This window comes from Micromonospora chokoriensis, assembly GCF_900091505.1.
In the GTDB taxonomy this organism is placed as follows: Bacteria; Actinomycetota; Actinomycetes; order Mycobacteriales; family Micromonosporaceae; genus Micromonospora; species Micromonospora chokoriensis.
Window position 1 is genome coordinate 2,655,872 of record NZ_LT607409.1, and the last position, 16,604, is coordinate 2,672,475.

17 protein-coding genes are annotated in these 16,604 nt (G+C 70.5%); 11 read left to right on the forward strand and 6 right to left on the reverse strand.

Annotated elements, in window-relative coordinates:
- The first annotated feature begins 1 nt into the window (after position 1).
- Entirely contained in the window at positions 2-415 is a 414-nt protein-coding gene (locus tag GA0070612_RS12610) for a hypothetical protein (protein WP_088988067.1), read from the forward strand.
- Between the two features lie 202 nt (positions 416-617).
- Here the strand turns inward: GA0070612_RS12610 and rpsT are convergent, their stop codons facing one another.
- The gene (rpsT, locus tag GA0070612_RS12615) at positions 618-884 is read right to left on the reverse strand and encodes a 30S ribosomal protein S20 (protein WP_030336508.1); all 267 of its coding nucleotides are present in this window, start codon (positions 882-884) and stop codon (positions 618-620) included.
- A 252-nt stretch (positions 885-1,136) separates the two neighbouring features.
- Positions 1,137-2,123 carry a phosphotransferase family protein gene (locus tag GA0070612_RS12620; protein WP_088988068.1) on the reverse strand — a complete coding sequence of 329 codons (987 nt, stop codon included), beginning with the start codon at positions 2,121-2,123 and terminating at the stop codon, positions 1,137-1,139.
- Positions 2,124-2,184: 61 nt separating this feature from the next.
- On the opposite strand from GA0070612_RS12620, the gene GA0070612_RS12625 reads away from it, so the two are divergent.
- The 8 genes from GA0070612_RS12625 (at position 2,185) to GA0070612_RS12665 (ending at position 10,553) form a co-directional block, all read left to right on the forward strand.
- On the forward strand, positions 2,185-2,721 hold the full coding sequence (locus GA0070612_RS12625; RefSeq protein ID WP_088988069.1) for a DUF4240 domain-containing protein: 537 nt from the start codon (positions 2,185-2,187) through the stop codon (positions 2,719-2,721).
- A gap of 116 nt (positions 2,722-2,837) precedes the next feature.
- Entirely contained in the window at positions 2,838-4,712 is a 1,875-nt protein-coding gene (lepA, locus tag GA0070612_RS12630) for a translation elongation factor 4 (protein WP_088988070.1), read from the forward strand.
- Positions 4,713-5,242: 530 nt separating this feature from the next.
- A complete protein-coding gene (locus GA0070612_RS12640) occupies positions 5,243-5,527 on the forward strand; it encodes a GlsB/YeaQ/YmgE family stress response membrane protein (protein WP_088991454.1) in 285 nt (94 codons plus the stop codon).
- A 666-nt stretch (positions 5,528-6,193) separates the two neighbouring features.
- Positions 6,194-6,478, forward strand: a complete 285-nt coding sequence (locus GA0070612_RS12645; protein ID WP_088991454.1) for a GlsB/YeaQ/YmgE family stress response membrane protein — start codon at positions 6,194-6,196, stop codon at positions 6,476-6,478.
- A gap of 247 nt (positions 6,479-6,725) precedes the next feature.
- Positions 6,726-8,012, forward strand: a complete 1,287-nt coding sequence (locus tag GA0070612_RS12650) for a sugar ABC transporter substrate-binding protein (protein ID WP_088988071.1) — start codon at positions 6,726-6,728, stop codon at positions 8,010-8,012.
- 65 nt (positions 8,013-8,077) lie between these two features.
- Positions 8,078-8,995 (forward strand): carbohydrate ABC transporter permease, encoded by a 918-nt coding sequence (locus GA0070612_RS12655; RefSeq protein WP_231924540.1) that lies wholly within the window; start codon positions 8,078-8,080, stop codon positions 8,993-8,995.
- On the forward strand, positions 8,992-9,822 hold the full coding sequence (locus GA0070612_RS12660) for a carbohydrate ABC transporter permease (protein WP_088988073.1): 831 nt from the start codon (positions 8,992-8,994) through the stop codon (positions 9,820-9,822). Before GA0070612_RS12655 ends, GA0070612_RS12660 begins: the two co-directional genes overlap by 4 nt.
- An 89-nt stretch (positions 9,823-9,911) precedes the next feature.
- A complete protein-coding gene (locus GA0070612_RS12665; RefSeq protein ID WP_088991455.1) occupies positions 9,912-10,553 on the forward strand; it encodes an MOSC domain-containing protein in 642 nt (213 codons plus the stop codon).
- A gap of 125 nt (positions 10,554-10,678) precedes the next feature.
- Here the strand turns inward: GA0070612_RS12665 and GA0070612_RS12670 are convergent, their stop codons facing one another.
- Positions 10,679-11,581 (reverse strand): phytanoyl-CoA dioxygenase family protein, encoded by a 903-nt coding sequence (locus GA0070612_RS12670; protein WP_088988074.1) that lies wholly within the window; start codon positions 11,579-11,581, stop codon positions 10,679-10,681.
- A 221-nt stretch (positions 11,582-11,802) separates the two neighbouring features.
- Positions 11,803-12,663: a hypothetical protein gene (locus GA0070612_RS12675; protein ID WP_088988075.1), complete on the reverse strand. Its 861-nt coding sequence runs from the start codon at positions 12,661-12,663 to the stop codon at positions 11,803-11,805.
- A gap of 348 nt (positions 12,664-13,011) precedes the next feature.
- Here GA0070612_RS12675 and GA0070612_RS12680 point away from each other — a divergent pair, with 348 nt between their 5' ends.
- The gene (locus GA0070612_RS12680) at positions 13,012-13,776 is read left to right on the forward strand and encodes an SDR family NAD(P)-dependent oxidoreductase (protein WP_088988076.1); all 765 of its coding nucleotides are present in this window, start codon (positions 13,012-13,014) and stop codon (positions 13,774-13,776) included.
- Positions 13,777-13,838: 62 nt separating this feature from the next.
- Here GA0070612_RS12680 and GA0070612_RS12685 read toward each other — a convergent pair whose 3' ends face one another.
- Complete coding sequence (locus GA0070612_RS12685; RefSeq protein ID WP_088988077.1) at positions 13,839-14,648, reverse strand: enoyl-CoA hydratase-related protein; 810 nt, start codon at positions 14,646-14,648, stop codon at positions 13,839-13,841.
- 19 nt (positions 14,649-14,667) lie between these two features.
- Here GA0070612_RS12685 and hemW point away from each other — a divergent pair, with 19 nt between their 5' ends.
- Positions 14,668-15,891 (forward strand): radical SAM family heme chaperone HemW, encoded by a 1,224-nt coding sequence (gene hemW / locus GA0070612_RS12690; protein ID WP_197699426.1) that lies wholly within the window; start codon positions 14,668-14,670, stop codon positions 15,889-15,891.
- A gap of 36 nt (positions 15,892-15,927) precedes the next feature.
- Here the strand turns inward: hemW and GA0070612_RS12695 are convergent, their stop codons facing one another.
- On the reverse strand, positions 15,928-16,578 hold the full coding sequence (locus GA0070612_RS12695; RefSeq protein ID WP_088988079.1) for a DUF4870 domain-containing protein: 651 nt from the start codon (positions 16,576-16,578) through the stop codon (positions 15,928-15,930).
- Positions 16,579-16,604 lie beyond the last annotated feature (26 nt).

Consider the following 16,604-nt stretch of genomic DNA (forward strand, 5'->3'; position numbering starts at 1 on the left):
GGTGAGCCGCCCGGCGTGGGCCACCGTCGGAGTGGACGAGGAACGGTACCGGCCGCTCTACGCCCGGATCCTCGGCCTGCGGTTCGTCAACCCCGGCGGCGTGCTGTGCTTCCTCTTCTTCGAGGGCACCATCGCCCTGGCGGTGCTGCTCGCCCTCGCCGAACTGGTCACCTGGTGGGCGGTGCTGGTGCTGCCCGTCGTGGTGGCGGCGATGGTCAAGCTCAACGACATGGTGGCCGCGATCGTGGTCCGGTCCGCAGCGCTCGTGCCCGAGCAGGAACGGGACCGGTTCCGCCGCCAGATGCAACCGGCGGTCGGGCGAGCCCAGGTGGAGTGGATCTCGCACAGTGTCCCCGGCGTGGTGATCACCGCGGATGCGGTGCCACCCCCACGCCGCGCCCACCCGTCAGACTGAGCCCACCGTCAGACTGAGCCAATCCGTCAGACTGAGCCAATCCGTCAGGCTGAGCCCGGCCGCCGGGAAACGACCCGTCAGGCCCGGACCGGCCGGCCCTGACTGCTGTTCGGTGGCGGCCACCAGCCCGGTCTGGCTGCGGACACACGGAAGCCCCGGGCCTGGGGCCCGGGGCTTTCCGAATCAGTCTGACGTGAAGTCGTCAGGCGGAGAGCGCCACCACGCGCTTCGCGATCGCGGACTTGCGGTTCGCGGCCTGGTTGGAGTGGATCACGCCCTTGCTGACGGCCTTGTCCAGCTTGCGCGAGGCGTCCAGCATGAGCGCGGTCGCCTTCTCGACGTCACCGGCCTCGGCAGCCTCGTGGAACTTCCGGACGGCGGTCTTCAGCGACGACTTGACCGACTTGTTGCGCAGCCGGGCCTTTTCGTTCTGCCGGTTGCGCTTGATCTGGGACTTGATGTTCGCCACGCGACAGCCTCGTCTTGATAGCTCGGGTTGGTCAGCTTGTGCGCTGGGTGACGAACATGCGTCACCGCCGCGCGAAGAGCCAGGTTACCAGGTCGCCCGGGACGAGCCAAAACCGCTCCGCCCAACGCTGCGCCCCGGGCCGCCGCCCACACCGACGCTGATCCACTCGGCTTTGAGGAAACCGGGGTGTCCGCAGCGAGGTGACACCGCAGTATTCAGGAACCCGAGTCGATCACCCGACCTCAGGCGGGGTCAGGCCCAGCCCTGGCGGCGGGCCAGCCAGGCGAGGCACTGTTCGCCGCTCCACCGCTGGTGGGTGGGTAGGTGTGGCGAAGCCGTCGCCGGTGCCGCCGCCGCGCCGGTGAGGTAGTAGCCGGCCAGCGCGGCCAGGGTCGCGTCCAACGCGTCGGGCGGTGCGCCGGCGGTCGCCGGATGGGTGGCGAAGAGCCGGTCGGCGTCGAGCCCACCGGCGTACGCGGTGAGGAGCAGACCGGCCAGGTCGAACCAGGCCGGCCCCGAACACACCCAGGTCCAGTCACAGAACCAGGCCCGCCCGTCCGCGCCGATCAGCACGTTGTCGACCCGCAGGTCCCCGTGGATCAGGCCGGACGCCCCGGCGGCGTACCGGGGGAGGAGGGACTCCAACGCGACCAGGTCGGGCAACCGGTCCGCTGTCGACGAGGGCAGCGGGGGCGGGGGTTCCCGACCGGCGGCGACCTCCTCCCACCAGAGGATGTCCGAGCGGGCCAGGTCGGCCAGGTGTGGCAGGCCGAGGGCGGTCAGCTCGGCCGACGGCTCGGCCAGGGCGGCGGCGACCTCCGCGTACCCGGCGAGGGTGGCGTCCAGCTCGGCGGGCACCCAGGGCAGGCGTGGGGTGTGACCGTCCACGGCGTCGGTGCAGAGCACGAACCAGCCGGCCTCGTACAGCGTCCACCGGGGGCGGGGCGCCGGAAGGTCGGCCGGCAGCCGGTCCAGGATCGCCGCTTCCCGGGCGTACCACTCGACCAGGTGCGGTTGCTCGGCGGCGGGTGCCGCCTTCACGAAGGCCCGGCCACCGGCGGCGGTGTGGAGCACCGCGGCGAAGCCGCGGGTGAAGCCCGCGCCCGCGACCCGGGCGGTGACCACCGGCGAGCCGAGCCGGTCGGAGACCGCGGCCCGCAGCTCCGCCGGCAACCCCGACCACGACGGACGCTGGGCACTCGCGTGGTACGGCACCGGCGGCAACGAGGGAGAGGACACCGCACCATGCTGCCCCGGGGTGCGTGCGCGACGCACGGCGACACTGCCAGACTGCCAAGCCATGAGGACCGAGGACTTCTGGCAGCTGATCGACGAGGCTCGGGCCGGCGGCGGGGGAGAGCCCGGGCCGGTCGCCGCGCGGGCCGTCGCCCTGCTCGCCGAGCGGGATCCTGAGGACATCGTCGGGTACGCCCGACACCAGTCGCGGGTGCTGGCCGCCTCGCACAAGGCGGACCTGTGGGGCGCGGCGTACCTGATCAACGGTGGCGCCTCGGCCGACGGTTTCGAGCACTTCCGGGGCTGGCTGATGACCCAGGGGCGGGCGGTCTTCGCCCGCGCGGTCACCGAACCGGACTCGCTGGCCGAACTGCCCCAGGTGCGGGCGGCCTCGCTCAGCGGCGAGGAGTTCTCCGCCGAGCGGATGCTGTCGGTGCCCTGGGAGGCGTACCGCAAGGCCACCGCCACCGAACTGCCCGCGGACCGGGACCCGGTGCGGACGCCGGACCTGAACGACTTCTGGGACTTCGACGACGAGGAAGAGGCACGTCGGCGACTGCCCCGGCTGGCGGCGCTCTTCGTCGAGCCGCCCCTGGAGTGAGGCGTCCGCGGACCGATGCATCGCCCGCGCAGTGGGCGCACCCCGGCGGCGTGGGAACATAGAGGGGGTCGGCGGCGCGCCGGCCTGTTCACGTCAGCCGACCAGAACGGACCGCTGTGCCACCGAAGCTCGATCCCGGCGCGAACGCCCCTGGTTCCACCGACCCCGGTCGCATCCGGAACTTCGGCATCATCGCCCACATCGACCACGGGAAGTCGACCCTGGCCGACCGGATGCTGCAGCTCACCGGTGTGGTCGACCCCCGGCAGATGCGCGCTCAGTACCTGGACCGGATGGACATCGAGCGCGAGCGCGGCATCACCATCAAGAGCCAGGCCGTCCGCATGCCGTGGACCATCCGTGAGGGTGAGCGGGCCGGCGACCACGCGGTGCTCAACATGATCGACACCCCGGGGCACGTCGACTTCACCTACGAGGTGTCCCGGTCGCTGGCCGCCTGCGAGGGCGCCGTGCTGCTGGTCGACGCCGCGCAGGGCATCGAGGCGCAGACCCTGGCGAACCTCTACCTGGCGCTCGAGAACGACCTGCGCATCATCCCGGTGCTCAACAAGATCGACCTGCCGGCCGCCCAGCCGGAGAAGTACGCCGAGGAGTTGGCCCACCTCATCGGCGGTGATCCCGCCGACTGCATCCGGGTCTCCGGCAAGACCGGCGAGGGCGTCCCGCACCTGCTCGACGAGATCGTCCGGCAGTTCGGGCCGCCGGTCGGTGAGGCCGAGTCGCCCGCCCGGGCGATGATCTTCGATTCGGTGTACGACGTGTACCGCGGTGTCGTCACGTACGTCCGGGTCATCGACGGCCGGATCAGCGCCCGCGACCGGATCAAGATGATGTCCACCGGCGCCGTGCACGAACTGCTGGAGATCGGCGTCATCTCGCCCGAGATGGTCAAGGCCGAGGCGCTCGGCGTCGGCGAGGTCGGCTACCTGATCACCGGTGTGAAGGACGTCCGGCAGTCCCGGGTCGGTGACACGGTCACCATCAACAGCCGGCCGGCGGCCGAGCCGCTCGGTGGCTACAAGGACCCGAAGCCGATGGTCTACTCCGGCCTCTACCCGATCGACGGGTCCGACTACCCGAACCTGCGCGAGGCCCTGGACAAGCTCAAGCTCAACGACGCCGCTCTGGACTACGAGCCGGAGACGTCCGGTGCGCTCGGCTTCGGCTTCCGCTGCGGCTTCCTCGGCCTGCTCCACCTGGAGATCATTCGGGAGCGGTTGGAGCGCGAGTACAACCTCGACCTGATCTCCACCGCCCCGAACGTCGTCTACCGGGCGATCACCGACGACGGCGCGGAGATCGTCGTGACCAACCCGAGCGAGTACCCCACCGGCAAGATCGCCGAGGTGTACGAGCCGGTGGTCCGGGCCACCGTGCTGACGCCGAACGACTACGTGGGCGCGGTGATGGAGCTCTGCCAGGGCCGGCGCGGCACCCTGCTGGGCATGGACTACCTCTCCGCCGACCGGGTGGAGCTGCGCTACACGCTGCCCCTCGCGGAGATCATCTACGACTTCTTCGACCAGTTGAAGAGCCGCACCAAGGGCTACGCGTCCCTCGACTACGAGCCCTCCGGCGAGCAGGCGTCCGACCTGGTGAAGGTCGACATCCTGCTGCACGGCGAGCCCGTGGACGCGTTCAGCGCGATCGTGCACAAGGACAAGGCGTACAACTACGGCGTCACCATCGCCGCCAAGCTCCGTACCCTGATCCCGCGCCAGCAGTTCGAGGTGCCGATCCAGGCGGCCATCGGCAGCCGGGTCATCGCCCGGGAGACCATCCGGGCGATCCGCAAGGACGTGCTCGCCAAGTGCTACGGCGGTGACATCAGCCGTAAGCGCAAGCTGCTGGAGAAGCAGAAGGAAGGCAAAAAGCGGATGAAGATGGTCGGCCGGGTCGAGGTCCCACAGGAGGCCTTCATCGCCGCCCTCTCCTCCGACTCTGGCGACAACAAGGCCCCCAAGAAGTAGCCCCACCGTCCGCTGTCGGCTCGGGCCGCCGGCGGCTGCCCGCCGCTGCCTGCCGCCGGCCCGCCGTTGCCTTCGGCGGCCTGCCGCTGCCTGCCGCCGGCCTGCCGCTGCCTGCCGCCGGCCTGCCGCTGCCTGCCGCCTGCCCGCCGTTGCCTTCGGCGATCAAGAGGTTTGCGTCATCCGAAGCCCCGGGTTTGACGCAAACCTCTTGATCGTTGGCGGGGCGGGCGGGCGGGTGTGGGTGGGGCGGGCAGGTGTGGGGTGGGGCGGGCAGGTGTGGGGTGGGGCGGCGGGCGTGGGTGGGTGGTGGGTTTTTTGGGGACTTCTGTGTTCGGTAGTTGCCCTGGGCAATATGGTGCCTGGCCTGTGTGGACGCCGAGCCCGACCCAATCGACGCAGCTCTTCGCCATTGATGCTGACAACGGTGTTTGTGACTGAGTCGGTTTGGATTTTCGTTGGCTCGGGCATCTAACCGTCACGACAGGAAGCACACAGATCGTGTGTCAGACGTTTGTTGAGGGAGGGTGGCCGTGGAGCTCACCGTGTGGGGCATCATCACTGCGATCGTTGTTGGTCTCATCGTCGGCGCGCTTGGCCGCCTGGTGGTTCCGGGTCGGCAGAACATGCCGATCTGGCTGCATCTGTTGATCGGTGTGGGTGCGGCGTTGCTGGGTACGGTGCTGGCGCGGGCGATCGGTATCGCGACGGAGACCGCTGGTGTGGACTGGGGCGAGCTGCTGGTTCAGGTGGTTGTCGCGGCGATCGCGGTCGCGTTGGTGGCCGGTGTCGGTGGGCGTCGCCGCGTCACCCGATAACACCGGCACCGCTGTAACACCGCTTCCGAGGGGCGCCCAGCCGACAGGCCGGGCGCCCCTCGGCGTTTCTCCTCCTGGGCGTGGTGGCACTCGGGCCTGGTTCGTTGCCCCGATCCGTCGACAGCCGCCGTGATCGACTCGGGTTCGGTGAAGTCGGGCTGTCCCAGTGCCGTGGATACCCCCGTTTCAGCGACCTCGTGTCGATCATGCGTGCCGGCCCCAGCGCGGCTGCCGGCCCCAGTGCGGCTGCCGGCCCCAGTGCGGCTGCCGGCCCCAGCGCGGCTGCCGGCCCCAGCGCGGCTGCCGGCCCCAGTGCGGCTGCCGGCCCCAGCGCGGCTGCCGGCCCCAGCGCGGCTGCCGGCCCCAGTGCGGCTGCCGGCCCCAGTGCGGCTGCCGGCCCCAGCGCGGCAGCCGGCCCAGTGCGGCAGCCGGCCCAGTTCGGCCGAGTGCGGCTGAGCGGCCCAGTGCGGCCCAGGCGACCAGGTTGACGGTGCCGGCGGTGCGGTCCTGACCGTCCAGTCGGCTCGGTGGAATGTGTCCTGGTCGGCCGCCCCGTGATCGTTTGGTGGTCGAAGTCGGTTTGGATTTTTGGCGGGTGGGGCACTTAGGGGTCACGACAGGAAGCACACAGATCGTGTGTCAGAGGTTCTTTGAGGGAGGGTGGCCGTGGAGCTCACCGTGTGGGGCATCATCACTGCGATCGTTGTTGGTCTCATCGTCGGCGCGCTCGGCCGCCTGGTGGTTCCGGGTCGGCAGAACATGCCGATCTGGCTGCATCTGTTGATCGGTGTGGGTGCGGCGTTGCTGGGTACGGTGCTGGCGCGGGCGATCGGTATCGCGACGGAGACCGCTGGTGTGGACTGGGGCGAGCTGCTGGTTCAGGTGGTTGTCGCGGCGATCGCGGTCGCGCTGGTGGCCGGTGTCGGTGGGCGTCGCCGCGTCACCCGATAACGACAGTGCATCACCTGGCAGGACAGCACTGACAAGACAGCACCAATCGAAAGAGCGCCCGGCCTCGGCTGGGCGCTCTTTCGTGCGGATGTGCCCGACTTCGACCCGGTGCCGCAGGGGCGTTGGTCGGGCCGCTGCGGTACGGTCGCCACGCTTCGGCCAGCCCCGCCCACTGTCGTAAAGGAATTCTCCGTACTAGGGTGCGGCGGAGAAGGTTAGTTCCAGGCGGCGCGAGGGGAGAAGTGGCGTGAACAGGTGGAAGCGGCTGGCCCCGGTCACCGCCATGGTGGCCTCGGCCGCGATGGTGCTGACCGGCTGTGGGGGCTCCGGCGAGGACGCCGCCGACGACAGCAAGCTCACGGTCTGGATGATGGGTGAGGGCGGCGAGGCGCAGAACACCTTCCTCGACTCCGTCGAGACGGAGTTCCGCCAGAAGCACCCCGACACCGACGTGGTGGTGCAGTACATCCCCTGGCTGGAGGCGCCCAAGAAGTTCCAGGCGGCGCTCGCCGGGGGTGCGGGTCCGGACATCACCGAGCTGGGCAACACCGAGACCCAGGGCTGGGCGGCCCAGGAGGCGCTCGCCGACGTGAGTGGTCGGATGGGCGGTTGGGCCGACGGCAAGGACCTGCTGCCCGACCTGGTCCGCAACGCGCAGCTCGACGGCAAGCAGTACGGCGTTCCCTGGTACGCCGGTGTGCGCGCGATCTACTACCGCACCGACTGGTTCGCCGAGGCCGGGGTGCAGCCCCCGAAGACCTGGGACGACCTGGTCACCGTGGCCAAGGCCGTGCAGGCGAAGAAGAAGGGCACCTACGGCATCGCCCTGCCGGGCAATTCCGAGCTGCCCTTCTACTCCTTCCTCTGGGGCGCCGGCGGCGAGATCGCCAACAACCAGGGCGGCACCTGGAAGTCCGGCTACACCACGCCGGAGGCGCAGAAGGCCGTCAAGTACTGGACCGACCTCGTCACCGTGCACAAGGTGGCCCCGCCCGCGGCGGCCGGCTGGAACGAGATCGACGCGCGGACCCAGTTCGCCACCGGCAAGGCGGCGATGGCCTTTGCCGGAAGCTGGCAGCAGGGCGCCATCAAGAAGGACAACCCCGAGATCGAGAAGGTCTGGGGTACGTTCCCGATCCCCGGCCCGGACGGCAAGGCGGCACCCGGCTTCGCCGGTGGCTCGGACGTGGCGATCTGGAAGGACAGCGAGCGGCAGGACCTGGCCTGGGACTACCTGACCGTGCTGCTGAACAAGAAGAATGCGCAGAGCTTCGCGAGCAGCCTCGGGTTCTTCCCGGTCTACCAGGACCTGGTCGCTGGTGACACCTACGCCAACGACAAGGTCATGGCGGCGTTCGCCACCACCATGCAGAACACCAAGCTCACGCCGCTCACCCCGAAGTGGGTGGAGGTCAGCCGGACCAAGACGGTGACCCAGGCGATGAACAGCTCGGTCATGAAGGGTCAGAAGACGGTCGAGAAGGCCACCGCCGATGCGGCCGCCGAAATGGAAGGCATCTTGAACAGCAAGTGAGCTCACAGACAAGAAACCCGGAGACGGCCGCCGTGCGGGAAGCCCCTGCGCGGCGGCGTCGCCGGGTGGACCGCCTGCCGTACCTGCTGCTCCTGCCCGCGCTGGTGATCATCGGGGTGTTGCTGCTCTGGCCGCTCGGCCAGGTGGTGGTGATGTCCTTCTACCGGCTGAACACCGTCCGGCAGCTGCGCGGCGACCGCGAGTGGCCCTGGGTGGGGCTGGGCAACTACGCCGAGATCCTCTCCGACCCGTTCTTCCTGACCGTGTTGCGCAACACGGTCCTGTTCGCCGCGGCCAACGTGCTGCTCACCATGGTCCTCGGCACCCTGGTCGGCCTCCTGCTCAACCGGCTCGGCCGCAGGATGGCGACCTTCGTGGCCAGTTGCGTGATGCTCGCCTGGGCCACCCCGGCGTTGACCGGCACCATCGTCTGGAAGTGGATCTTCGACGACACGAGCGGCCTCGCCACCTGGCTGTTCAACGCCCTGCCGGACGGGCTCTCGAATGCCCTGTTCGGTCGGAGCGACTGGACCGGCTACGGCTGGTTCAACTCGCCGCTGCTCTTCTTCGCCATCCTCACTCTGGTGGTGGTGTGGCACTCGTTCCCGTTCATTGCGGTGAGCGTGCTGGCCGGTCTCAAGAGCGTGCCGAGCGAGCTGCACGAGGCAGCCCGGGTGGACGGCGCGAGCCCGTGGCGGGTCTTCTGGAAGATCACGTTCCCGTTGCTGCGCCCGGTCTTCGGGATCCTGATCATTCTCTCCACGATCTGGGACTTCAAGGTCTTCACCCAGCAGTTCGTGCTGGCCGGCGGCACCCAGGACCGGCCTACGTTCATGCTCGCCATCTACTCGTACGCCGAAGCCTTCTCTCCACCGCCGAAGTACGGACTCGGCGCGGCCATCGCGGTGATCCTCACGCTGATCCTGCTCGTGGTCACCGGCTTCTACGTTCGGATGGTGCTCAGGCAGGAGGACGAGTCGTGAAGAAGGTCGCCCTCAACGCAGCAGGCCTGTTGGTCGCGCTCTTCGCGGCGTTCCCGGTCTACTGGATGATCTCCACGTCGCTGAAGCCCAGCAACGAGATCTTCTCGGCCACTCCGCAGCCGGTGCCGACGCACCCGACGCTGGCGCACTACCGGGAGATCCTGACCGGCAACCTGATCCCCGGCGTGAGCTTCCTCGACTTCTTCCTCAACAGCGCGCTGGTCGCCGTCTCCACTGTGGTGCTCAGCGGCCTGGTCGCCCTGCTGGCCGCGACAGCGGTGGCCCGGTTCCGCTTCAAGCTGCGGACCAGCTTCCTGATCATGCTGTTGGTGGTGCAGATGATCCCGTTGGAGGCGCTGGTCATCCCGCTGTTCCTGATGATCCAGCGGCTGGGGCTCTACAACACCTTGCCCAGCCTGATCCTCACGTACCTCGGCTTCTCGCTGCCGTTCGCGGTCTGGATGCTGCGCGGCTTCGTCGCCGCGGTGCCCAAGGAATTGGAGGAGGCGGCGGCCATCGACGGGGCGAGTCGGGCCCAGACCTTCCGGCGGGTCCTCTTCCCACTGGTCGCGCCCGGTCTGGTGGCCACCAGCATCTTCTCCTTCATTACGGCGTGGAACGAGCTGATCTTCGCGTTGACGTTCATCAACGACCAGGGGAGCTACACGCTGCCGGTGGCGATGACCTTCTTCTTCGGTCGCGACGACACCAACTGGGGGCCGGTGATGGCCGCGTCCACCCTGTTCACCCTGCCGGCGATCATCTTCTTCCTGCTGGTGCAGCGACGGATGGTCTCCGGCCTGGTGGCGGGCGCCGTCAAGGGCTGACCCGCACGCCCGCCTGCGCCGTCCAGGGCTGACCCGCACGCCGCCGACGTCGTCAAGGGGCTCACGAGGGCGGGCCTATGCTGGCCGTCATGACGGGCAGGGTGACAGCGGTGAACCTCGGCACGGTGACCGAGGCGGAGTGGGCCGGCGACGCGAGCGGTCGCAGCGGCATCGACAAGCGGCCGGTGGGCGGCCCGGTGCTGGTCCGCGTCGACGGGCTGGTCGGCGACTTCATCGGCGAGCGCGCCCATCACGGCGGCCCCGACCAGGCGGTCTACGCCTACGCGGAGGAGGACGCCGCCTGGTGGGCGGCCGAGCTGGGCCGCGACGTCCGACCGGGCGGCTTCGGGGAGAACCTGTCCACCTACGCGGTCGACGTGACCGGCGCGGTGATCGGCGAGCAGTGGCTGGTCGGTTCCGCCCTGCTCCAGGTCACCAAGCCGCGTACGCCGTGCACCACCTTCGCCGGGTTCTGGGGCGTACCGGATCTGATCAAGCGGTTCACCGCCCGGGCGCTGCCCGGCGCCTACCTGCGGGTGTTGCGCGAGGGGGAGGTCGGCCCGGGCGACCCGGTCGAGGTGGTGGAACGGCCGGCGCACGGTGTGACCATCGGCGAGGTGTTCCGGGCAACCAGCCTGGAGCCGGAGTTGCTGCCTCGGCTGCTAGACGCGGAGGACCTGCCGGAGCCGATCCGGGAGAAGGTTCGCCGCCGCCTCGCCGCCCGCGGCTAGCCGCCGCCGACCGACGACGGCCCGCCGCCGCCCAACGAGGGCCGGCGCCGACCGACGACGGCCCTCGGCTGGCACGCGAAAGCCCCTGCCGTCACCGGACGGCAGGGGCTTTTCGCGCGATCGGGTCAGCGGAGCCAGGGGATGTTGCGGTCGAGCAGACCGCGCTCCTTGAGCTCCTTGCGCAGCGGGATCTCGTCGTCGACGTACCCGTCCCAGTTGATGCCCCAGTAGTTGGCGGTGTGGGTGCCCTCACCGATCAGCTGGCGCTGGACCGGGGTGCGGTTGCGGTACCACTCGCCGTTCACGTCGGGGTGCAGCTCGTCCAGCGGACGGATCCACCGGTAGGTGTAGCCGACGAAGAGCATCTTGCGGGTGATGGTCGACAGGTTCGTCGACCGCGAGTGCCACTGCCGACGGTCGAAGATGAAGGCGTCACCCGGGTTGGCGGTGATCTCTACAGTGCCCTCCGGGTCCGGGTTGTGCACGCTGAGGTCCTTGGGCCGGTCCAGGGAGTTCCACAGGTGGCTGCCCGGGATGACCTTGGTGGCGCCGCGGCCGGTCTCGGAGAGGTCCGACAGCACGTACGCGACCTTCAGCGAGAACATCGGCCGGGGCAGGTTCGGGTCCATCGTCTCCGGGTCGGAGTTCTGCCGGTACCCGTCCTGGTGCCAACCCCAGTACGGCTTCTCCGGCTCGGCGGCCGGCGGGGTGACGTCGAGGTGGTTGTGGTGGGTGTAGATGTTCCAGCCGGCCAGCCCCCACATGTACGGGAAGGCGATCGGATGGGTCAGCAGCTCACCGAAGAGCTCGTCGCGCTCCAGGAAGCCCAGCAGGTGCAGGGTGCCGTCCTTCTTGGTGGTGCCCTTGGCCTGCTCCTCCGCGTAGACGCGGTCGACAGCCGCCTCCAGCGCCGCCCGGTGGTCCTCCGTCAGGACGTTGCGCAGCAGGAGGAAGCCCTGCTCGTGGAACTCCTTGCGGTCAGTGTCGCTGATCGGTTCGTAACCGGTCCGGTCGCCGTAATCGAACACCGCGTCGTACCCCTCCCCATGAGGTGAATCATTTTCTGGCACAGGCCGCCGATCGTAACGCGACGGACAGGGCCTCGGGGAGGAGGTCTTCGATGCGTGGGCCGCGGCGGGACCCCGTGCAGCGGGAGAGCTGCGGAGAGTGAGATCTTCGTGATCGATACAGCCTTTGATGGGCACTTGTCCGATTGTGCGGTGACTGCCGGTTAAGAGATCCGGGTCGGTCAGCCCTCGTTGAACACCTCGGCGACCACTTGGCCGGCGGGACTCTGCCCGCCGTTCGCCCGACCCCAGGTGCCCGCTCGGGCGGTCCACTCCAGGTCGCCGAAGCGGACGCGCTTCACCCCGTGGTCCTGTGCGTGCGACACCAGCCAGTGCGCGTACCGCCAGCCGTCGCGCTGGTCGTCCGGCGTGACCGCCAACCCGGTCGGGTCGGTCGGATCCGTGCCCTTCAGGCCCCAGTCCAGCACCAGGTTGCGGGTCAACTGCGCGGCCGCCGCCGCGCCGTGCATCACCGGGGTACGCCCCACCGTGCAGGCGACCGCTCCGGTGGCGTCTCCCAGCAGGGCTCGGCTGAGCACCTCGGCGTCGTCGGCCCACTTCTGGTAGGCCTCCGGGAAGGCCGAGCGCTGGACCCGCTGGGCGGCGTCGGTGACGCGCATCTTCTCCCAGCCGCGCACCTTCTTGAGCGCCGCGTAGAACCGGTTGGCCGCGTAGCGCGGGTCGCGGATCTGCGTCGGGGTGCCCCAGCCCTGGCTCGGCCGCTGCTGGAACAGGCCGACCGAGTCGCGGTCGCCGTCGGCGAGGTTGCGCAGCCCCGACTCCTGGTACGCGGTGGCCAACGCGACCACCACGGCCCGCTCGGGCATCTTGCGCTGGGCGCCGATCGCCGCGATGGTCGCCGCGTTGGCCATCTGGTCGGCGTCGAGCGCGACCCGCCCGTCGGCCTGCACCGTGCACTTCCGGGTCGCCAGCGGCAACTGGAGGCGGTCACCGACCTGCCGGACGACGAGCCAGATCGCGATCACGGCGACGAGGATGAGCACCACTCCACCCGCCACGGCTGCCCGAGTTCGCACCCACACCCCCAGATCGACAGTCCGACAAGCGTACGTCCCCCGCGGCCCTCTCCGGGTCGTCTGAGCGGTTCGGGACCGGCTCTGCCGAGGCGTGCCGATCGGGACATTCCCGCTTTGGCCCCGGTCTCACCTGCCGAAACGGCCGATAATCGGTTCATCTGGCGCTGCCCGTTCCCGCCCGTCACCAGCACCGTGCGTGGCCGCCTGGTCAAGCCCTGTCGCGCCGGTCACGGCCCTGGCTCACCGGGAAGTGGTCGACCGGCCCCGGGGTTACCCCAGTTGACATGTCAATAGCCGGCCCGGCCGGCCGTCGATCCCGGCGGCCGGACCGGTCACGGGGCAAGGAGGAGTTCCATGGGAACGCTCGACGGCAAGGTCGTACTCGTCACCGGCACCGGGGGCGGTCTGGGACGCGTCGCCGCGCAGATCTTCGCGCGGGAAGGCGCGAAGGTCGTCGGGGCCGACATCCAGGTCGACGGCAACAACGAGACCGTCGAACTCGTTCGCGCCGCCGGGGGTGAGATGACGGGCATCGCGCCGGTCGACCTCACCGACCCGGAGCAGGTGCGCACGCTCGTCGAGGACGCCGTCGCGGCCTACGGCGGGCTCGACGTGGTCTACAACAACGCGGCGGCGCTGCGCTTCGGCCCGATGCCCGACTTCTCGGTCGAGGACTGGCGGTACACCATCACCGGCGAACTCGACATTCCGTACTTCGTGTCGAAGTTCGCCTGGCCGCACCTGGTGCGACGCGGTGGTGGCGTGATCATCAACGCCGCGTCCATGGCGGGGTCGATCGCCGGTCACGTCCCCCCGATGGTCGGCCACACCGCGGCGAACGCCGGCGTCATCGGTCTGACCCGACAACTCGCTCTCGAAGGCGCGCCGCACGGCATCCGGGCGGTAGCGGTCAGCCCCGGGCCCATCATCAGCCCGGCGAGTGAGCGCGACCTGGGAGACAACCAGGCGGCCCGGGACGCCATCACCGGCAAGACGCTGCTGAAGCGGTTCGCCCAACCCGAGGAGGTCGCCGAACTGGTGGTGTTCCTGGCCTCCGACCGGGCGTCCTACATCACCGGCGCGAACTACCCGGTCGACGGCGGCGCGACCGCGTGGTGACCGAGGTGTGGGCGCCGCCGACCGAAGGCGGCGCCCACGACGGTCACCGGTGACGGGCCGGGTCAGCCGGTCGGCTCTGCGGAACCTCCGTCCAGGGCGGGCACCCAGGTCGCCGGCCTTTTTTCCCGGAACGCGGTGACTCCCTCGCGCCCCTCGTCGGAGAGGAAGTAGCCGGTCGACAGGGCGGACAGCCGGGCCAGGTCGGCGCGCAGCTCGGCGGTGCCCGGTCGGCGCAGCAACTCCTTCGCGCCCGCCAACGCGCCCGGAGCGCCGCGCACCAGCGAGTCGCAGTAACCCCGCACCGCGGCGTCCAGCTCGGCGGCGGGCACGGAGGCCGTGACCAGGCCGACCTGGGCGGCCCGTCGCCCGTCGAAGGTGTCTCCGGTCAGGTACAGCTCGGCGGCGGCGCGCGGGTGCAGCCGGGGCAGCACGGTCGCCGAGATCACCGCCGGGATCACCCCGATCCGCACCTCGGTGAACGCGAACGTCGCCTCGTCGGCGCAGACCGCGAGATCGGCGGCGGCGATCAGGCCGAGACCGCCGGCCCGCGCCGGCCCGCCCACCCGGGCCAGCACCGGCTTCGGGCACTCCCAGATCGCCGCGAGCACGTCACCCAGCATCGCGGCGGGCACCGTGCCACTGGCGTACGCGGCGGCGGTCTCCTTCAGGTCCGCGCCGGAGCAGAACACCGTGCCGGTGTGGTCCAGCACGATCGCCCGGACCGCCTCGTCGGCCACCGCGTCGGCCAGCCCCGACAGCAGTTGCGTCATCAGTGCGGTGGAGAGCGCGTTGCGGTTGTGTGGGCTGTCCAGGGTGAGGGTGGTCACCCCACGGGCCGTGGCGACCCGCACGAGGACGTCGGGAGAGGTCATGCCGGGCACACTAGTGGCCATGCCCGGCGTCCTTCCAGATGGTGAGACCGTCCCCGTCGACGGATCGCTGCCCGCCACCGCCACCACGGCGGTCGGCGCGCGCGGCTTCGGTGTGTACGTCCACGTGCCGTTCTGCGCCAGTCGCTGCGGCTACTGCGACTTCAACACCTACACGGCGGCCGAACTGGGCGGCGGCGCGAGCCGCGACGGGTACGCCGACACCGTCCTGGCCGAGCTGGCGCTCGCTGCCCGGGTGTTGGGCGACAGCCCACCGCCCCGGGTCGACACCGTCTTCGTCGGCGGCGGTACGCCCACCCTGCTCGCCGCCGACGACCTGGCCCGCATCCTCGACGGCGTCGACCGCACCTGGGGGTTGGCCGCCGACGCCGAGGTGACCACCGAAGCGAACCCGGAATCGGTTACCCCGGAATCGTTGAAGCTGCTGCGGGCCGCCGGCTACACCCGGATCTCGCTGGGCATGCAGTCCGCGTCGCCGGGGGTGCTGGCGATCCTGGACCGCAAACACAGCGCCGGCCGGGCCACCGCCGCCGCTCTGGAAGCCCGCGACGCCGGGTTCGAGCACGTGAACCTGGACCTGATCTACGGGACGCCGGGAGAGCGGGCCGAGGACTTCGCCGCCTCGCTGGAGCAGGTGGTCGCCGCCGGGGCGGACCACGTCAGCGCGTACGCCCTGATCGTCGAGGACGGCACCCGACTCGCCGCCCGGATGCGGCGCGGCGAACTGGCGTACCCCAGTGACGACGTGGCCGCGGACCGCTACCTGGCCGCGGAGGCCGCGCTCGACGCGGCCGGGCTCTCCTGGTACGAGGTCTCCAACTGGGCGGCCACCGATCAGGCCCGGTGCCGGCACAACCTGCTCTACTGGACCGGCGCGGACTGGTGGGGGCTCGGGCCGGGGGCGCACAGCCACGTCGGCGGAGTGCGGTGGTGGAACGTCAAGCACCCCTCCGCGTACGCCCAGCGGCTCGCGGCGGGCGCGTCTCCGGGCCTGGCCCGGGAGGTGCTCACCGCCGACGAGGCGCACATGGAGGACGTGATGCTGCGCCTGCGTCTCGCCAGCGGCCTGCCGTTGACGGTGCTCGACGCCGCCGGCCGGGCGGGCGCCGAGCGGGCGCTGGCCGACGGCCTGCTGGCCGCCGACGAGTACGCGGCCGGGCGGGCCGTGCTCACGCTGCGCGGGCGGCTGCTCGCCGACGCCGTCGTGCGGGACCTGCTGCCCTAGGGCCGGGCCGGCCGGGGGAGCGGCCGGCCCGAGGCCTCACTTGACGAAGCTCGCGGAGAGCGGGTAGCGGTAGAGCTGCCCCTCGTTGGCCTTGATCCCGGCGATGATGCCGAACACGGCGCCGAGGACGACTGCCGCGAAGACCCCGAGGAAGCCGATCACGATGCAGGACAGCACCCAGCCGATCAGGCCGACGATCGACCAGATGAGCTGGAAGTTGAGGGCCGCCACGGCGTGCGACCGGACGGTCTGGGACTGGTTGCCGCGGACCAGCATCGCCACCAGTGGGGCGATCCAGCCGAGCACACCACCGCTGATGATCATGCCGGCGGCACCGCCGAAGTGCGCGACGAGCGCCCAGGTCTTGTCCTCGTTGTTGGCGTAGCCGCCGCCGGGGCCGCCGTACGCGCCGCCGGTCGGGTAGCCACCGCCGGTCGGGTAGCCACCACCGGGCGGGGGATAGCCGCCCGGCGGAGGGTAACCACCCGCCGGAGGGTAGCCACCTGACGGCGGTTGGTCACCGGTGGGCGGCGGATAGCCACCGGGCGGGGGATAGCCGCCCGGGCCGGGTGCCCCGGACAGTGGTGCGGTGGGTGGCTCGGCCGACGGGTACGCACCCGGGGAGGTCGGCTCCGGCGGGTAGTTGCCGGGGTCACCCGCGCCGGGAGGGCGAGGAGGTTCAGTCATGGATGTCACGGTAGGGGCAGTTGGCA